Genomic DNA, 17,891 nt, shown 5'->3' on the forward strand with positions numbered 1-17,891 from the left:
TCCCTCAAAGAAATTAGTTAGACTCAGGCGCGAAAATTTTTCCTGGGTTCATAATGCCGTTTGGATCAAACACTGCCTTAATGGCTTTCATATAGGCAATTTCTTCTTCACTGCGACTGTATTGCAAGTAATCGCGTTTGGTCATGCCAACGCCATGCTCAGCAGAAATTGAGCCATTGTGTTTTTGCACAATTTCAAACACCCACTGGTTAACCGTGGCGCATTTTGCAAAGAATTCATCTTTTTCCATAGTTTCTGGTTTTAAGATGTTTAAGTGCAAGTTGCCATCACCAATATGGCCAAACCATACCACTTCAAAATCAGGGTAGTTTTTCTCTACCACCTCATCAATTTCACGCAAGAACGCAGGTACTTGACTCACAGTGACGGAAATATCGTTTTTGTAAGGCGTCCAATGAGAAATCGTTTCTGAAATATACTCGCGTAGTTTCCACAGATTCTCTAATTGCTGCTCGCTTTGGCTCATCACGCCGTCCCACACCCACTCTTGCTCAACACAATGCTCAAATAGCTCAAGAGCGGTGTTAGATACCTCTTCGCTGGTCGCTTCAAACTCCAGCAATGCGTAGAACGGGCATTCTGTTTCAAACGCCGGCGGCACATCACCACGTGCTAGTACTTTAGCTAAGGCTTTGTCAGAGAAAAACTCAAAAGCAGTTAGATCGATTTTGCTACGAAACGCATGCATAACAGGCATGATGGCATCAAAGTCAGACAAACCTAATACCAATGCAGTTAAGTTTTTGGGTGCACGGTCTAGCTGCATAGTTGCTTCGACTACAAAGCCCAATGTGCCTTCGGCGCCAATAAATAATTGACGCATATCATAGCCAGTGGCGTTTTTTACCAGCCCTTTGTTGAGCTCAAGAATGTCACCTTTCCCAGTAACTACTTTTAAGCCAGCTACCCAGTTACGCGTCATGCCGTAACGAATTACCTTGATACCACCCGCATTAGTGCCAATGTTGCCACCAATTTGGCTAGAGCCTGCTGAGGCAAAATCAACAGGATAGTACAAACCTTTTTCTTCCGCGAAGTTCTGCAGTTGCTCAGTCACCACACCAGGCTGACATACTGCAGTACGATCATATTCGTTAAAGCTCAATACTTTATTCATGTAGTCGAAGGAAACTACAACCTCACCGTTAGCCGCAACGGCAGCGGCGGATAAACCAGTACGACCGCCAGAGGGCACTAGGGCCACCTTGCGTTCATTTGCCCAACGCACAATCGCCTGTACTTGTTCTGTGGTGCGTGGGAATGCAATTGCTAATGGAGCTGGAGCAAAATGTTTGGTCCAATCCTTTCCATGCGCTTCTAGCGACTCGGCGTCCGTAAGGACTTTGCCGTCATCCAATAAACTTTTTAATTCTTCAATTAACGCAAGGTTTGTCATTTCTTTAGTCTCGTGTGGTTCATCCACAGCGTGAATATCCTTCATAATTATTCAGGCTGTTTTCTTTTTAGTATATGTTAGCATAGGCAGCATCCCGCTAGTCGTGCTTTTCGCCGATTCCCGGGCCGGCTAATAAAATTATTTGCCGATCCGGTCAGTTACCACTGTCCACCAATTTGCCATTCACCTCGATAAACAGGTTTACGCAGATGAGCAAAACGTCGCTTGATAAAAGCAAAATTCGCTTTCTACTTCTAGAAGGCGTACACCAAAATGCTGTAGATACGCTGCATGCCGCAGGTTATTCAAATATTGAATACCTAGCAGGTTCTTTACCAGAAGATGAGCTCAAAGAAAAGATCCGTGATGCTCATTTCATCGGTATTCGCTCTCGCACACAGCTGACCGAAGAAATCTTCGACTGTGCAGAGAAGCTAGTTGCTGTGGGCTGCTTTTGTATCGGTACCAACCAAGTTGACTTAAACGCAGCGCGTGAGCGCGGCATCGCCGTTTTCAATGCGCCATTCTCAAATACTCGTTCGGTAGCAGAGCTCGCTCTGGCTGAAGCTATTATGCTATTACGTGGTATTCCGGAGAAGAACGCTTCCTGCCACCGTGGTGGTTGGATGAAGAGCGCATCTGGTTCCTATGAAATCCGCGGTAAAAAACTTGGGATTATCGGCTACGGCTCTATTGGCACGCAGCTTTCTGTACTAGCAGAAGCGCTAGGTATGGACGTTTACTACTACGATGTAGTCACCAAGTTGCCTTACGGTAATGCTAAGCAAGTTGGTAGCTTAAAAGAGCTATTAGCTTTAGCTGATATTGTGTCTTTGCACGTTCCACAACTACCTTCTACTCAGTGGATGATTAGTGAAAAAGAACTACGCACCATGAAGAAAGGCTCAATCCTACTGAATGCCGCTCGTGGCACTGTAGTTGTCATTGAAGACCTAGTTAAAGTGCTAGAAGACGGTCACCTAGCAGGTGCTGCTATCGACGTATTCCCTGTTGAGCCTCGTGCTAACGGCGAAGAGTTTGAAAGCCCACTGCGTAAGTTTGATAACGTAATTCTAACGCCACACGTAGGCGGTTCAACCCAAGAAGCTCAAGCGAATATTGGTCTTGAAGTAGCAGAAAAGCTAGTTAAGTACAGCGATAACGGTACTTCTGTATCTTCTGTAAACTTCCCAGAGTTAGCCTTACCTGCGCATCCTGGCAAGCACCGTATCCTACATATTCACAAGAATATCCCTGGCGTTATGGGTGAAATTAACAAAGTATTTGCTGATAACAACATCAACGTATCAGGTCAATTTCTACAAACCAATGATAGCGTTGGCTATGTAGTAATTGATGTTGATGCAGCGGTTGCAGCCGATGCTTACGAAAAACTACAGCATGTTAAAGGCACTATGCGCTGCCGCATCTTATTCTCTTAAGAAACTGTTGTAGTACAAAAAACGCCTGATTTATATCAGGCGTTTTATTTAGCATTTTAACCATAACTTAACTATTAAATTTTATTTAAGTCTTGCACTAACTGCGCAATAGTCTCATCTGTTAGTGGTTCCTTAGACATAAATTGCACTATTGCTATTTCGTTTTCTAACACCGCTTTAACAATATAAATAACATGCAAATTATGGTTATTCTTACCCAGAATATAATTTACGCCTGCCTGAGTATGAGCCGTAAAATGGCCTTCTTGTGCATTGATATCGGCTAAAAAGCGTTGCTGGAATGGTCTAGGCCCTTGATAGGTAAAAATTTCCTGAGTGATAAGCGTTTTATCATCAGTTGTAGTAAAGGTGCTGTGAATATAACCGCCCTGCCTTTTAATTTGTCGTTCACCTGCCAAAACATAGTGCTTGCCTGCTACCTGATAGGATATATTCAGTAGCTGATTAATTGGGCTATTTAACGGCAAACCTGTTGGTGTCTGTTGAATACCATAGCATTTGACATAATTTTGGTACTCAGGATTAATAATAGGCTGCTTTGTAGGTAGTCCTGTTTTATCAATAAATTGCCCTTGATGATCTTTTAAATATTTCTGTGGCACCTCACCATAATAGCAACGGCCTGTATCCAACGCTGAGCATCCAACCAAACCCAATATACTTAATATTATTAATAGTTTTTCCATTTTGCTTAATCCTTATTTCGCTGCTGCTATACTCTCTGATGAGTATGCTGTTACTCGCCACTATAACTGCTTAGCGCAGATATGTTTCACTACAATTCTAGTCATTCAATTTATACTTTTAACGACTTAGAGCATATATTTACTTTGTAGATCTTTTATGGTTGATCTACATCTACTGAGGACTATTAAGTTATGCGTAAAGCTTTTTTTATAATTGCCCTGTTAGGCGCAGCTCTACTTGGATTAGCTGGCTATTTCATTAATGGCACTAAAAACTTCCTAAATACGGCAACGCAAACAGAAGGTACCGTTATTGAGCTGGTAGGCTCAGATACTAAAGCACCACGTGTTGCTTTTATTGATCAGAACGGTAATGAGCACACCTATAAATCTTCTGTTTCATCTAGCCCACCAAGCTACTATGTAGGCGAGAAAGTCACCGTTTATTATGACCCGTCTAACCTTAATAAAATTGAAATTGATGGCTTCACATCGCTATGGCTTGGTTCCACGATATTAGCGGGTATTGGTGGCATTCTTTTCTTAATTGGAGCAGTGCCTTTTGTAATTTTCTCACGCAAAAATAGCCAAAATAAAAGACTCAAAAGTTCAGGAACTTTAGTACAAGCGACATTTACTGGAACTGAGTTTGGAAATGTAGCTGTCAATAATCGCAGTCCCTATATTTTGTGCTGCCAGTGGAAAAGTCCAACATCCGACTTGATCTATATTTTCAAAAGTGACTATATTTGGTTTGACCCAAACCCTTATATCAAAGAATCGCAAACTATTGGGGTGTACATCGACCCAAGCGATCCTAAAAAACACTATATTGATTTAGGTTTTTTACCCAAGTTAGCCAGTTAAAAATATCCACTTAATGCATAGAAGGATAGCGTTATGGCAGCCGAATACACTAATAGCCAGCATAGCTTTCACTATCAATTACTAGCAGCATGGCTGAAAAGCAGTAGAGTTCTAAGCCTGCTATCCTTAGCATTATTACTTTGTGGTGCTGCACTAAGCGTGCATTATGAACAACTATTTGGCTTGCTTAGCCATATCATCATTGCATTATTTGCTCAGTATTTTGGGCTACGCTTATACATGGACGGCTTAATTTTTCAATCACTGACACACACCAGTGCCTGCGATAAACTTGAACAGTTGGATGCCAGTTTGCACTTCCTATTTGGCAAGCAAATAACGGCAACACGTACACTCTATGAACGTATTTGCGCTTGCCGTCGACTCTATATTTACTTTGCCTTAGCTCTGTTGATTCAGCTGTTATCTATTGTGCGACAAGTTATCTATATCCTGTACTTTTAAAGCCCAGCATACTTAGGTAGCCACTTAAGCATAGCGAAAACCTGTGAGAAAAACGCCAGCGCTGCAAACACCATCACAAAGCCCACCATAAAGTTGCCGCCATATACTCTATAGTTTGCTTTAGGATATTTTTTACGACTTGCAATAACCAGCAATGCAGGCACTAATGCTGCCCAAATAGCAGCAACAGCGCCCACATATCCCATGGCATTAACAAAGCCTGTAGGTGCCACAATAAAGGCAATATAAGGCGGTAAGAACGTGATCAGTGCTGCTTTAAAACGTCCACCAGCCGTATTTGCAAACTTAAACATGTCTGCAATGTAGTCAAACAAACCTAAGGTAACACCTAAAAAGGAGCTTGAAATCGCCATGTAAGCGAAGGCATCTAATAATGTACTAACACCCTTTGTTGAAATGTAAGCCGATAATGCGCCAAGTAGCACTTTTACATCACCATCAGCAGCGATAACAGGGGCAAAGTTATTACGTGGTAAATTTCCTTGCACAGCAAACTGCCACAAAATATAAATAACCAGTGATAAAAACGAACCTAGAAAAATACATTTAACGATCTTTGCTGTATTACGGTTGTAATAATTAACCAAGCTGGGCACATTGCCATGAAAACCAAATGAAGAAACACAAACAGGTAATGCTACCCAAATATACTGCCAATAACTCTGCCCTGAACTCGTGTGGCTATCCAATAATATCGGCAAAGATGCATGACTTAATAAACTGCCGGTAGATAAGAAAAAACTAATAATCATGCCACCAATAAGTACGGTAGAAATACGATCTACTGTTTTGGTAGACAGCCATACCAAAAAGCCCAGCACCAACAAAAAGACGCTAGAACCTAGGACTTCATATACCTTGGTAGGCGTGCCTGTCACAGATGATAGCAGTTTCTCCAGTCCAGCAGCCGTAGCATTACCGCCTACAAAAATATAAGCATAGGTCAGCATGTAGAGAGTAAATGCAACAGCTAAGCCTGTAATAATGTTCCAATGCTTGCCTAGCAAATCATTGACAATGGTATGAAAACTGGCACCCGCTTCGTAATTTAAATTAGCCTCTAAAATCATCAAACCTGAAGTAAACATGCTGAACCACACATACAGCATTAAGACTAACGAGCCTAAAAACCAAACACCCGAGGTTGCAGTAGGATTAGCCAGCATACCCGCCCCAATAGCGGTGCCCGCAATAATCATTGCGCCGCCTAAAAGTGAAGGATGCTTGTGAGGTGCAGTCGCAGTGTTGGGCATAGGTAATTGTGCAGTAACGATAAAAGGCTAAGTGTACCTTGTATTGTTACTGCAATATAGATACAGATGTTTCTGCCTATCAAGCAGGTAATTTGTCTGTAAACATCTTTATTTTTAGTAGCATTTCCCCATTAATTTTATAACTCAAGAATTTATACTGAACTTCCTTAGTTTTTTACCTAATTCATATAGTTAGCGACTAATTTAAAAGAAATTTTCACAATAATTGACAAGATTTGTAGTTATATCTAATGTGCTTGCTGGCTTTATACAGCCTATCTTTTTATCCTATTTGTTGGCCAATATACTCTTATACGGCCCCCAGAAATTGTCATGAAAAATTCAGAGTCATCATCTAACAAACATGAATTTTGGCTAGGCGCTAGCCATTCTATTCCACTGTGTCTGGCTGTTTTACCTTGGGGTATTTTGGCTGGTTCTATGGCCGTTAGTAACGGTATTAGCGCATTACACAGCATTGCCATGTCAGTATTTATTTTTGCCGGCGCAGCACAGTTAGTCACTATTAGTATGCTGGCCGCGGGTAGTGGCTTGCTCGCTATCTGTGTAACTGTATTTATTATTACTGCACAGCATTTACTGTATGCGCTTATTTTACGTGAAAATGTCAGCAAAATGCCTGCAAAACAGCGTCTTTCGGTGGGCTTTTTATTAACGGATGAGCTTTTTGCTTTGGCTGTGGGTAAAAACAAACACAATTACCCATACTTAATAGGTGTAGGCTTAACCTTTTACGTGGCGTGGATTAGTTTTACTGTGCTTGGTGTTGTACTCGCCTCATCCATTCCTAATCTAGAAAACTATCACTTAGATTTTTCCATTGTGGCCACCTTTGTCGCCATCGTAGTACCTATGATTAAACGCTTAAGCACACTTGTAGGGGTAGTTATTTCGCTGACATTATCTTTGATCTTAAATAGCCAAGGTGTTAGCGGCGCCATGGTAATTTCTGGCCTAATTGGCATGATTTGTGCCGTTACTGTGGCGCGTTTAAGAGGTGAAGTGGTATGACATGGCTCTTACTCTTTAGCTTAGCTGCCATTTTGTTTCTAAATAGATACTTATTATTAGAACCTAGATTACCTATTCGCTTACCTGTTATTGTACGACAAACGCTACATTACTCTGCGCCTTGCTTACTCACTGCTATTTGTGGCCCCATTATTTTAAACAAAGGTGGACTCAGCGACTTACCCAGCAACCCTTATCTTTATGCTGCTATTTTTAGTATTGCTTGTGCCCTCTTTATTAGAAATATGCTGCTGTCTGTATTGGTTAGTTTGGCTGGTTTTTATAGTTTGCTGTATTTTTTCTTTTAATGGTAAGAACCATCAAAATTGCCCTTACCGTTAAACTGTTATTGCTGTTGCCACTGATTATTATACAGCAGCTCACTTAGCACTTTTTCACTAGCCCAACCTTCTTCAACAAGCATGGGCTTAGAATAAAATTTATCCACCGCGCCAAGGCATAAAATGGCTACAGGCTTGCTGCCTAGCGGCATCGCCAGTAGCTGTGCAAGTTGTTGTGGATCGAACAAAGAAACCCAACCCATACCTAGATTTTCCGCACGCGCTGCTAGCCACATATTTTGAATGGCACAAGCAACAGAGGCTAAATCCATCTCTGGCAAGGTGCGACGACCAAAAATATAAGATTCACGTTTATCCGTTAATGCCACCACAATAAGTTCAGCGCACTCGGTAATGCCTTCTACTTTTAACCGCATAAACTCATCGTCACGCTCACCCAATGCCTGCGCTGTTTGTAAGCGCTCCTGCTCAACAAGATTTTTTATCGCCTTGCGTAAACTTAAATCAGTAATCCGAATAAAACGCCACGGCTGCATTAAGCCTACACTAGGCGCATGATGCGCTGCTTGTAAAACGCGCGCTAACACTTCTGACTCAACGATACCGCCTGCAAAGTGGCGCATATCACGGCGTTGTTCAATGACTTTATAGATCACCGCTCGTTCTTGGGCAGAAAATACATGGTTAGACAAGTGTTTCTCCTAAAACCACCTTGAAGCTACTTAAAGTGCCTCTGTAATAGCGACCACAATAATACTTAATGTAATCATAAACAATAAAATAGAGGCACTCATTTGTTTTATAACATCTGTTTTATCCATTGAGCTGCGTTGCTTAAATTTCTTTTCCAACCTCGTAATATCAAATACAGCAACAGCTAAAATCACAAAGTATTTGGAAAAAATAGAGACAGCCGATCCTAAGCTAGTTAATACCTGAAACGAAGCAAAAACGTACATAACAAGCAGCAACAAAATAAAATGTAAAATAACACCCAACATCACCCCTAACATAATTTCAGGTTCTGTTTTCTTCCATTTTAGATAGAGAAAAAGAAAAACAGGCCCCATTAACGGAATAAGTAACAAAATACTTATGAGTAATAAAATCCCTGCAACTGTTGCTAGTGCAATCATTATGATGTCTGTTGCTTTTGTATCCATTACAACGCCTTACTCAGTCCTTTTATAACTATCAACAAAAAGCCACTGCTAAAGTTGATGGTTAATTATTGGTAGCATTTAAAATGCAAAACCAATTTTAATATTTAATTTAAAAGTATTTATACAATAAATTAGCTATACAATTTTTAATAATATAAATAAATCTGCCCAGTATTTTTCATTAAACAACTAAAGTATTTACTTTAACCGGACATAGACAACAGACTACTAAAGCAAGATCCCCACTGTCTGTATCAGTATTTTATAAGATTTCTTACCCTTTTATCCCTCGCTTAAGCCAACTTTCTATAACTCGCAAAACAAATTAGATTTTTAAAAAGCTAATTTTAAGTAAAAAAAAGCCCTACAAAGTAGGGCTATAAAAGTTTCAGGGGGATATAGTTATAATGTTACTTTTAGCGCACTTAGCGCTTGCTCAAGCGAGCGTTGCTGCGTTTGTGCATACAGCGCTAGTTCATTGAGTACCTTAGCTCCAAGTGCTTGCTCAAATTTTTCTTGGCTAGACATCTCTACATAGTTTGTTTGCGCACCTTCGCCTAAGTTCGACTGGAAAATGCCAGCCGCACTCACAGGTAAAAAGTCCTCATAAACCAGTGGTTCATACTCTAAGTAACCCGCTTCGATCAGCGCTTCAACCGAGGTTAGCTGAGCTGCCTGTGCTGTTTCAGCTAAGCCTTTTTCGCTCGCAAAATAACGGAAGAAACCAAGTTCTTGCTGACGAATAGCTGGGTACGTATCAGGGAATGCTTGGAAGTGCTGCTGCATAAGCTCAACGTAACGCTCGGCATTGCTTTCATCAGGGAACGCGCCAAGCTCTTTACGTGCCGCATTCAGCAGTTGGTCATACAGCGCGCGACCTTTTGGCGTTAACGCCATGCCACGCTGTTCAATTTCACCAAAGCGTGCTGTGTGGCTGCCCGAAGCAGTACCTTGCTCGCCTATATAGGCTACTTTTTCTTGTAGTGCTTTAAAGCTGGTTTGACGCAGCAAAATAGCGCAATTACGGCGCGGTGGGCCTTCAATTACGGCTTTTGGCGGAATGTTACGCGCACTCATACCTAGCTGCACATCATCAATATCTAATGTGCGTGGCGTTAAGTGGTTAATGTGCGGGCCTTTAAATGCCACAATATCAGCAATTAAGCGATGCGTATCATGCAGCTCTTGGTACTGCTGTGCCGTTACTGTTGCCTCTGTGTGCCAACGGAAAGTTTCTAACGCTTGTTGTACGAACTCATCAGCATCAGTCTCGTTTAACCCACCTTGTGCCTCAAATTGCTCAATAAGAGCAATGGCTTTATCTGTAAAAATATTGCGTTTGGCTAGCACTTCTTCTGCCATTTGGCGAAGCTGCGCATTATCAATCAAGTCTAAACGCAGTAATGATGTAAAGACGCGAAATGGGCTTACTTGCAGTGATTTTTCATGAACTGCACGAAAAGCTGTTGAATGAACAGGTACGCCCGCAGGTGTTAAATCATAGTAACCCACTGCCTGCATGCCCATTACTGCAAATAAACGGCGCATAGTAGTCAGTTCTTCAACCTTACCTAAACGAATAGCGCCATGGCGTTCTTCATTTAAGCGCTCCATTTCGCCTGTTCTTTCTAGGCGCTGAGCTACGTCTGGCTGAGTATCAAGTACATGCTTATTCACATCCTGTACTAGTTCAACAAGCGAGCCATATAAAGGCACTTCAGTCTGATACATGTCAGACATGGCTTGCGCAAACTTAGCACGAATTAAATCTGGGCTGATAAAGGCTTGCTGGTTCATAAAGATTCCCACCATCAACAACTATTCGTTATTAGTAGTTGGCACATAAAGTGCCTTTTGGCGCCATGATGCGCACTCATGCAGGAACACACAAACGAAGTTTTTTGGCTACTTCATTCAAAAAAGGAATAGATAGCTAAAACCTAAGCCAGATAGCCAGCTTGTAATATAAGTATATATTTTCCAGTGTAAACAGCTAATCCTAAGGTCTAATGCGAATTTTAGGAATGACTCAAGCACTTAATTTCGCTTGTACCCTACTGCACTTCTTAGTTTCATAGCCAACATTCAAATATAACATCAAGAACTAAGGACGCTTTATGACACAGCCTTCCATCAGTTCAGCTATTGGCATTGTGCACCCTATTACAGTTGACCACGGTAAAAACGCACAAGTGTGGGATACCGAAGGTAAGCGCTATATCGACTTTATTGGCGGTATTGGCGTGTTAAACCTTGGTCATTGCAACCCAAAGGTAGTTGAAGCCATTATTGAGCAAAGCCAAAAAATGACGCATTCAGCGTTTAATGCTTTGCCTCACGCACCTTATAAAAAATTAATGAATAAACTGGCTGAGTTTATTCCTGTGAGTTATCCGATTAGTGGCATGCTAACTAATAGCGGTGCAGAAGCAGCGGAAAACGCACTAAAAATCGTACGTGGAGCTACTGGTCGTAATGTCGTTGTGGCATTTGATGGTGGTTTTCATGGACGTACCTTAGCCACACTAAACCTAAACGGTAAGGTTGCGCCCTACAAACAAAAACTAGGCGTATTACCAGGTCCAGTTTACCACGTACCTTATCCAAGCATCGACAATGGCATTACGTTCGAGCAAGCCATGCAGGCGATTGAGCGGTTGTTCAGTGTTGAAGTGGATATTAACGAGGTAGGCTGCTTCATCTTTGAACCTATTCAAGGTGAAGGTGGCTTTACACCAATGCTGCCCGAATTTGCCCAAGCCTTGCGTGCTTATTGTGATCAACATGGCATTTTAATTATTTGCGATGAGATCCAATCTGGCTTTGGTCGTACTGGTACTCGCTTCGCCTTTACTCATTTAGGTATTGAACCTGACTTGCTGTTAATGGCAAAGAGTATGGGCGGTGGTATGCCAATTGGTGCGGTGATGGGTCGAAAAGAGCTAGTAGATGCACTACCCAAAGGCGGCCTAGGTGGTACCTACTCAGGCAATCCTGTGGCCTGTGCTGCTGCTCTAGCTTCGATCGAACAAATGAGCGATGAAAACCTAGCTACTTGGGGTCAACAACAAGAAGCTATCATCATTGAATACTATGAAAAATGGAAAGCCATGCAACTACCTTATGTAGGGCGCCTAACAGGTGTTGGTTGCATGCGCGGTATTGAGTTAACCACCCCAGAAGGCAAGCCTGCTTCTGCTCAACTAGGGCAACTCCTAGAAAAAGCACGCGAGCGCGGCTTACTGCTAATGCCAAGTGGTAAATACCGCCATATTATTCGCCTGTTAGCACCACTGACCATAGAGCCAGAGCTAATGCGTGAAGGTATGGAGATTTTCCAAACTTGCCTTGCCGAGCTTTAAATTAACCATTAAAAGCTCCAGTGGCAGATACGCCTTACCGGCTTTCTGCCACTTTCTGCTGTATCCAGTCCACAAAAAGTGCGATTTTTGGCACTTTCGCTGTATTTTCTAAGAACGCAATGTAATGCGCACCATGGCTAGGCAATGCAAACTGCCATGGAATGACTAGCTTGCCTTCCTGTAGCTCGTCCATCACCATAAATTTTGGAATAAGTGCAATACCGCAGCCTGCTTGCGCGGCACGAATGCACATATAGAAGGTATCAAAGCGCGGCCCATGATAGCTATTTAAGCTATGCAGCCCTTGAGCTAAAAACCATTCATGCCAAGATTCAGGGCGAGAAGTACATTGCAACAACTCAAGTTTAGTTAAATCTTGGGCGCTATGAATTAGTTTTCCTTGCAGAATTTCTGGAGCACAGACAGGCACAATTTCTTCTTCAAACAATTTAAGACACGTCGAGCCAGGCCAAATACCCTTGCCAAAATAGAACGCCACATCGGCTTTAGCATGCAAAATTTCTAGAGGTTCAAGCTGATTGTGGATATCTAAATGAATATTAGGATGTGCTTCGCCAAAACCTTTTAAATTTGGAATTAACCAACGTGCGCCAAAGGTAGGTGGGACAGCCACACGTAAGACTTCTGTAGCACCGCCATAAGAAAGAATATAGCGACTCGACATATCCATTTGGTTGAGGATTTTATTTACTTCTGTCAGATATAAAGCACCTGCTGGTGTTAGCTGTAACCGCCGCCGAATACGCTCAAAAAGCTGATTACGCAGCATATCTTCTAATTGTGCAACCTGTTTACTTACCGCGCTTTGGGTTAGATGCAGTTCTTCTGCCGCACGTGTAAAGCTCAAATGACGAGCCGCTGCCTCAAAGCACTCAAGCGATTTTATAGAAGGTATTAAGCGTTTATTCATAACGGGCCTGACACTGGCAAGAAGGCTATCCTTTCCTACAAAAATAATATGTTACCTCTAGAGAGGCGCTAAAAGCACTTTAGCACTACAGATAAATCTAGCGGCAAACCTAATACTAGAGGGATAAAAGAATAAATACATTGTTATCACAGCTTAGCTGTTATAACGCATAATTCATCTAAAGCCATTACCCTGTTTTAGTTATTCCTATAATAGCGGAGTGGATTAAATAGCACTACAGACGAAAAATTCCGTTGCAGAAAATTGCCTAAAATTAAGGCGATAGTGCCACAAAGTAGCAAAGGCGCTTTTGCGCCTTTGCTAACCTTTCACACAGACTACTTGGCGTAATGTATGCACAATTTCCACAAGGTCAGATTGTGCTTTCATCACGGCGTCAATGTCTTTATAAGCCATAGGTGTTTCGTCAATAACATCTTCGTCTTTTCGACACTCCACATGAGCCGTTGCCTTTTTATGGTCATCAATACTGAACACCGATTTTGCTTTGGTGCGACTCATAACACGGCCAGCACCATGGCTGCATGAGCAAAAGCTTTCTTGGTTACCTAAGCCGCGCACAATAAAGCTTTTTGCGCCCATGGAGCCAGGAATAATACCCAACTGTCCAGATCGCGCAGAAACGGCACCTTTACGGGTTACTAGCACATTCTCACCAAAGTGATTTTCACGTTGCACATAGTTATGGTGGCAGTTCACTGCCTCTAAACGACTGACAAAGGGTTTAGTGATAACTGATGCCACTGCCGCCAATGTATGTTCCATCATAATTTCACGGTTTACACGGGCGAAGTTTTGCGCCCAGTCGACTGCTTCAATGTAGTCATCAAAGTAGCTTGTACCTTCTGGCAAGTACGCTAAGTCTTTATCGGGCAAGTTAATCATGTAGCGTTCCATTTCTTGACGCGCCAGCCCAATAAAGTGTGTACCAATAGCATTACCAACACCGCGTGAACCGCTATGCAGCATTACCCAAACAGTGTTTTCTTCATCCAAACACAGCTCAATAAAGTGATTCCCTGTTCCCAATGTACCAAGGTGCTTATGGTTATTGGTTTTCGCTAAATGAGGGTACTTTTGCGTTATTTGCTCAAACTTTGGTAATAACGCTGCCCATTGTTCATCAATATAGTTTGAGGTTTTATTCCAAGCACCTACATCACGGCGAGAACGTCCAGCGGAACGTCCGTGAGGTACCGCCTTCTCAATGGCAGAGCGGATTGCAAATAGATTATCTGGTAAATCACTCGCGGTTAATGAAGTGCGTACTGCCATCATTCCACAACCAATATCTACACCAACGGCTGCTGGAATAATAGCGCCCTTGGTTGGAATCACGCTGCCAATGGTTGAGCCTTTTCCTAAGTGTACATCTGGCATGACTGCCAAGTGCTTAAAGATAAATGGCATACGAGCTGTGTTTAACAACTGCTCTTTGGCTTTATCTTCAACTGGCACGCCATTGGTCCACATACGGATAGGGGCGCCGCCTTTTTCAAACAAGACTTCATGGTTAATCATTTTGCTATTCCTTTTAAATTCACTAAGCCGTTAAGTACTTGGTCTAAACCGCCAAATACGGAAATTTTGTCGATACGCTCACACACACGCTCTAAGGTTTCTAACTCTTTTAAACGCAGCGCCACAGGGTTGTTTTCCATCACTTTGGCGGTATTAAGCAAAGAGCGGGTGGCCGCTGTTTCTTCGCGACGACGAATCACATTGGCTTGTGCTGCTTTTTCAGCCTCTATCACGCTAGATAAAATGGTACGCATTTCACCTGGTAAGATAATATCTTTTACGCCCATTGAGCCTATCTCTAGGCCGTATTGCGGAATACTCTGGCTAAGCTGTTCCGTCACCTGCTGATCGATAATTTCTTTATTTTCTAGCAGCTCATCAAGGGTGCGCGTACCTACTATTTCACGCAGTGCAAATTGTACTTCACGGTATAAAAAAGCCTCTGCATCTTGCATTGCTGCCAACGCAGTTAGCACATCGACATAACGCCAGTTGATGACGAAATTCAGGCGGATGCTGACTTTGTCCTTCGTTAGGATTTCCTGGCCCGACATATCCAACACGCGCAAGCGTGTATCCACGGACTGCACAGCTACCGTATTGTGATATGTCCAAAAACCATAACTACCTGCTGGTAGTACCTGTTTTACTTCATCATCAACTTTTAACACACCCAAATGCCATGCTGGCACTGTAGACAATAAAAGACTCTTGCTGTCGATAGCTTTTTTATTCATCAATGGGCGCAAGCCTTTAAGCAGTTCAGGTTTGATCTCTAACTCAGCTAACGAAACAAACTCAACTTGCTGCTGGCTACCATTTTTCCACCATAAATAGCGGCTATTAGGTTCTAACAGTTCAGTTAAAACACCATCGACATAGCGCAAGCCAACTTGATGCTCAGCAACCTGCACGTCAATGCAATATTGCTTTACCCAATCAGCATGCTGATGGCGCAAGTTGTTCGCTAGCTCTTGACTAATGGCTCGCGTATTTAAGTGATGAACTTCATGTTGCTGTTCAATGCCATTTTTCCAATACAAATGTTGACTTGCCGGCTCAAGCACTTGGGTCAAACGTCCATCAACATAACGTAAAGCAATCTGGTTATTATTTAAATTCACTTCAATGCAATACTTCTCTACCCATGCTTTATGGAAGCGGCGCAACTCTTTAGCTACGTCATTGGGCACAGGTTGATCTAAATTAAATACAACATATGCTGGCTTAATTAGCCAAAAGCGATATTCGCCTGTAGTTAATACATGGCTAAAACCATCCTTGTTTCGAACAAGTGCAATTTCGTTATTCTTTATAGTTACTTTATTCAACATTATTGATTCCTTTTAAATTAACAAAGCAGCGGACTGTGGTGCGAAACATAACGGGGGCTTGCCTAAATCTCAGGTTTGCTTGCGTTTTATTCGGCAGTTTTATCGGCTGCTTCGGTGTTGTGTGTCACTTAGCTCACAACTAAATACAAATTGATATAGTCCAATTAAAAAGCCTTGGAGACTTTTTTGGTGCCGTTTGTAGGAGTCGAACCTACTCTTTCATGCAGAACACAAAGCAGAAACACCATCGCGTCGCTTTGAGCTACCTAAGTTCAAGAACTTATGGTCAAGGCAAAAGCAAAAGAAATACCTCTAACAGCAAAATATATAGAGCGAAAAGCGTGCCAACTTTTAAAAATTAAAATTAACTATTTGATTTATATAAGTATTTTATTTTGTAGCGACTTTTTATCTTGTCTTGGTTATAGTTGCATTTCTATCTTTTTAGATAACTATTTATAAATATGGATAAAAAATCTAACATTCTTATTGGATTACTAGGCGTTACACTAGATATGGCGGGTAGGCACAGGATTAATCGTTGGCGCCCTAGTTATTCCCTTTGTGCCCAACCAGACTTGCCTATTACACGCTTTGAAATGCTGTATCAGCCTCATTATTCGCGGTTAGCCCATCAAGTTAAGCGAGATATAGAACTACACAGCCCCCACACGCATGTGCAGCTTGTGCAAGTAGATATTGAAGATCCATGGGATTTAGAAGAGGTTTACAACCACTTATTGGATTTTTGCCAGCAATATTCTTTTGATACAGATAACGAAAATTACCTGCTCAACATCACTACAGGCACCCATGTTGCGCAAATTTGCTGGTATCTGCTTAATGAAGCGCATTATATTCCTGCCCGTTTAATTCAAAGCTCACCCGCTAAAAACCTACCAGAACGAGGCTATGGCACTTATTCAATTATCGACCTTGATTTAAGCCGTTACGACAAAATTGCCAGCCGTTTTTCTCAGCAAATTGACAACTCAATTGCGTTACTTAAAGACGGCATAGCCACGCGTAACGTGCGCTTTAACAGCCTGATTGATCAAATAGAAAAAGTCGCGGTACGCTCACAAGCTCCCATGCTATTAACAGGGCCAACAGGTGCAGGTAAATCCTTTTTAGCACAGCGTATTTTTCAACTTAAGAAACAACGTCAAGCCTTAAAGGGTAAGTTCGTTTCAATAAACTGCGCCACTTTACGTGGTGATAACGCCATGTCTAGCTTATTTGGTCACAGCAAAGGCGCCTTTACTGGTGCTATTAGTGCTCGCCAAGGCTTACTGAAAGAAGCTGATCAAGGGGTTTTATTTTTAGATGAAATAGGCGAGCTTGGGCTAGATGAGCAAGCCATGTTATTAACGGCCATCGAAAACAAATGCTTTATGCCTTATGGCAGTGATAAGACGGTTGAAAGCGACTTTCAGTTAATTGCTGGCACTAACCGCCATCTTCCTGATGAAGTGGCTGCTGGGCGTTTTCGGGAAGATTTATACGCACGGATAAATCTTTGGTCATTTCGCTTATTGGGTTTAGCTGAGCGCCCTGAAGATATTGAACCCAACCTTGATTACGAGCTACGCAAATACGAACAACAGCATCAAGTCAATATTCGTTTTAGCCAAGAAGCACGTCAGCGCTATCTGGCCTTTGCTTGCAGTAAAGCTGCTTTATGGAAAGGTAACTTTCGTGAACTAAGCGCTTCTATTACGCGCATGGTAACCCTAGCAGAAGCCAGCTGTATTAGTGAAGAGCAAGTCAACGAAGAAATAGCTCGGTTACGTGCTGATTGGTACGCCAGCGTACCTGCCACTACAATTGATCTTCCTGTAGAGCATGAACTGGACTTATTCGATCAGTATCAGCTACAAGGCGTACTAGACACATGCCGCCGCGCCAGCAGTTTATCCGATGCAGGCCGCCAGCTATTTGCTATATCACGCCAACAAAAAGCCAACCCAAATGATGCCGATCGACTGCGTAAATATTTGGCGAGGTTCGGTTTGGATTGGCAAGGACTAGAACAACAGCCTTAGTGCTTTAT

Annotated in this window: 16 protein-coding genes; 7 read left to right on the top strand and 9 right to left on the bottom strand. The window is 42.2% G+C overall.

What is annotated here, in order from left to right; all coding sequences use genetic code 11:
• Positions 1-13: 13 nt before the first annotated feature.
• Complete coding sequence (locus VQ643_RS06430) at positions 14-1,417, bottom strand: FAD-binding oxidoreductase (protein WP_414198673.1); 1,404 nt, start codon at positions 1,415-1,417, stop codon at positions 14-16.
• Positions 1,418-1,626: 209 nt separating this feature from the next.
• On the opposite strand from VQ643_RS06430, the gene serA reads away from it, so the two are divergent.
• Positions 1,627-2,859 (top strand): phosphoglycerate dehydrogenase, encoded by a 1,233-nt coding sequence (serA, locus tag VQ643_RS06435; RefSeq protein ID WP_414198560.1) that lies wholly within the window; start codon positions 1,627-1,629, stop codon positions 2,857-2,859.
• Positions 2,860-2,933: 74 nt separating this feature from the next.
• On the opposite strand, the gene VQ643_RS06440 is transcribed toward serA, so the two are convergent.
• Complete coding sequence (locus tag VQ643_RS06440) at positions 2,934-3,566, bottom strand: hypothetical protein (protein ID WP_414198561.1); 633 nt, start codon at positions 3,564-3,566, stop codon at positions 2,934-2,936.
• A gap of 192 nt (positions 3,567-3,758) precedes the next feature.
• Here VQ643_RS06440 and VQ643_RS06445 point away from each other — a divergent pair, with 192 nt between their 5' ends.
• Together VQ643_RS06445 and VQ643_RS06450 are read left to right on the top strand one after the other, a co-directional pair.
• Complete coding sequence (locus VQ643_RS06445) at positions 3,759-4,433, top strand: DUF3592 domain-containing protein (RefSeq protein ID WP_414198563.1); 675 nt, start codon at positions 3,759-3,761, stop codon at positions 4,431-4,433.
• A gap of 33 nt (positions 4,434-4,466) precedes the next feature.
• Positions 4,467-4,898, top strand: a complete 432-nt coding sequence (locus VQ643_RS06450; protein ID WP_414198564.1) for a hypothetical protein — start codon at positions 4,467-4,469, stop codon at positions 4,896-4,898.
• Here the strand turns inward: VQ643_RS06450 and VQ643_RS06455 are convergent.
• The gene (locus VQ643_RS06455; protein WP_414198566.1) at positions 4,895-6,172 is read right to left on the bottom strand and encodes an aromatic amino acid transporter; all 1,278 of its coding nucleotides are present in this window, start codon (positions 6,170-6,172) and stop codon (positions 4,895-4,897) included. The genes VQ643_RS06450 and VQ643_RS06455 overlap by 4 nt on opposite strands.
• A 333-nt stretch (positions 6,173-6,505) precedes the next feature.
• On the opposite strand from VQ643_RS06455, the gene VQ643_RS06460 reads away from it, so the two are divergent.
• Together VQ643_RS06460 and VQ643_RS06465 are read left to right on the top strand one after the other, a co-directional pair.
• Entirely contained in the window at positions 6,506-7,204 is a 699-nt protein-coding gene (locus VQ643_RS06460; RefSeq protein ID WP_414198568.1) for an AzlC family ABC transporter permease, read from the top strand.
• The gene (locus tag VQ643_RS06465) at positions 7,201-7,512 is read left to right on the top strand and encodes an AzlD domain-containing protein (RefSeq protein ID WP_414198569.1); all 312 of its coding nucleotides are present in this window, start codon (positions 7,201-7,203) and stop codon (positions 7,510-7,512) included. Before VQ643_RS06460 ends, VQ643_RS06465 begins: the two co-directional genes overlap by 4 nt.
• A gap of 38 nt (positions 7,513-7,550) precedes the next feature.
• Here VQ643_RS06465 and bluB read toward each other — a convergent pair whose 3' ends face one another.
• The 3 genes from bluB to VQ643_RS06480 form a co-directional block, all read right to left on the bottom strand.
• Positions 7,551-8,198: a 5,6-dimethylbenzimidazole synthase gene (bluB, locus tag VQ643_RS06470; RefSeq protein WP_414198570.1), complete on the bottom strand. Its 648-nt coding sequence runs from the start codon at positions 8,196-8,198 to the stop codon at positions 7,551-7,553.
• A gap of 30 nt (positions 8,199-8,228) precedes the next feature.
• On the bottom strand, positions 8,229-8,669 hold the full coding sequence (locus VQ643_RS06475) for a hypothetical protein (protein WP_414198572.1): 441 nt from the start codon (positions 8,667-8,669) through the stop codon (positions 8,229-8,231).
• A 402-nt stretch (positions 8,670-9,071) separates the two neighbouring features.
• The gene (locus VQ643_RS06480; RefSeq protein WP_414198573.1) at positions 9,072-10,466 is read right to left on the bottom strand and encodes a VOC family protein; all 1,395 of its coding nucleotides are present in this window, start codon (positions 10,464-10,466) and stop codon (positions 9,072-9,074) included.
• 320 nt (positions 10,467-10,786) lie between these two features.
• On the opposite strand from VQ643_RS06480, the gene VQ643_RS06485 reads away from it, so the two are divergent.
• On the top strand, positions 10,787-12,031 hold the full coding sequence (locus VQ643_RS06485; RefSeq protein WP_414198575.1) for an aspartate aminotransferase family protein: 1,245 nt from the start codon (positions 10,787-10,789) through the stop codon (positions 12,029-12,031).
• A gap of 34 nt (positions 12,032-12,065) precedes the next feature.
• Here the strand turns inward: VQ643_RS06485 and gcvA are convergent, their stop codons facing one another.
• From gcvA to VQ643_RS06500, 3 genes are all read right to left on the bottom strand, one after another.
• Complete coding sequence (gcvA, locus tag VQ643_RS06490) at positions 12,066-12,962, bottom strand: transcriptional regulator GcvA (RefSeq protein ID WP_414198576.1); 897 nt, start codon at positions 12,960-12,962, stop codon at positions 12,066-12,068.
• Between the two features lie 321 nt (positions 12,963-13,283).
• Positions 13,284-14,504 (bottom strand): RtcB family protein, encoded by a 1,221-nt coding sequence (locus VQ643_RS06495; RefSeq protein WP_414198578.1) that lies wholly within the window; start codon positions 14,502-14,504, stop codon positions 13,284-13,286.
• Positions 14,501-15,838, bottom strand: coding sequence for a slipin family protein (locus tag VQ643_RS06500; RefSeq protein WP_414198579.1), 1,338 nt, complete (start codon positions 15,836-15,838; stop codon positions 14,501-14,503). Before VQ643_RS06500 ends, VQ643_RS06495 begins: the two co-directional genes overlap by 4 nt.
• Before the next feature lie 464 nt (positions 15,839-16,302).
• Here VQ643_RS06500 and rtcR point away from each other — a divergent pair, with 464 nt between their 5' ends.
• Positions 16,303-17,883 carry an RNA repair transcriptional activator RtcR gene (rtcR, locus tag VQ643_RS06505; protein ID WP_414198581.1) on the top strand — a complete coding sequence of 527 codons (1,581 nt, stop codon included), beginning with the start codon at positions 16,303-16,305 and terminating at the stop codon, positions 17,881-17,883.
• Positions 17,884-17,891 lie beyond the last annotated feature (8 nt).

This window comes from Pseudomonas sp. F1_0610 (assembly GCF_047470865.1).
Taxonomy (GTDB): Bacteria; Pseudomonadota; Gammaproteobacteria; order Pseudomonadales; family Pseudomonadaceae; genus JAZDRH01.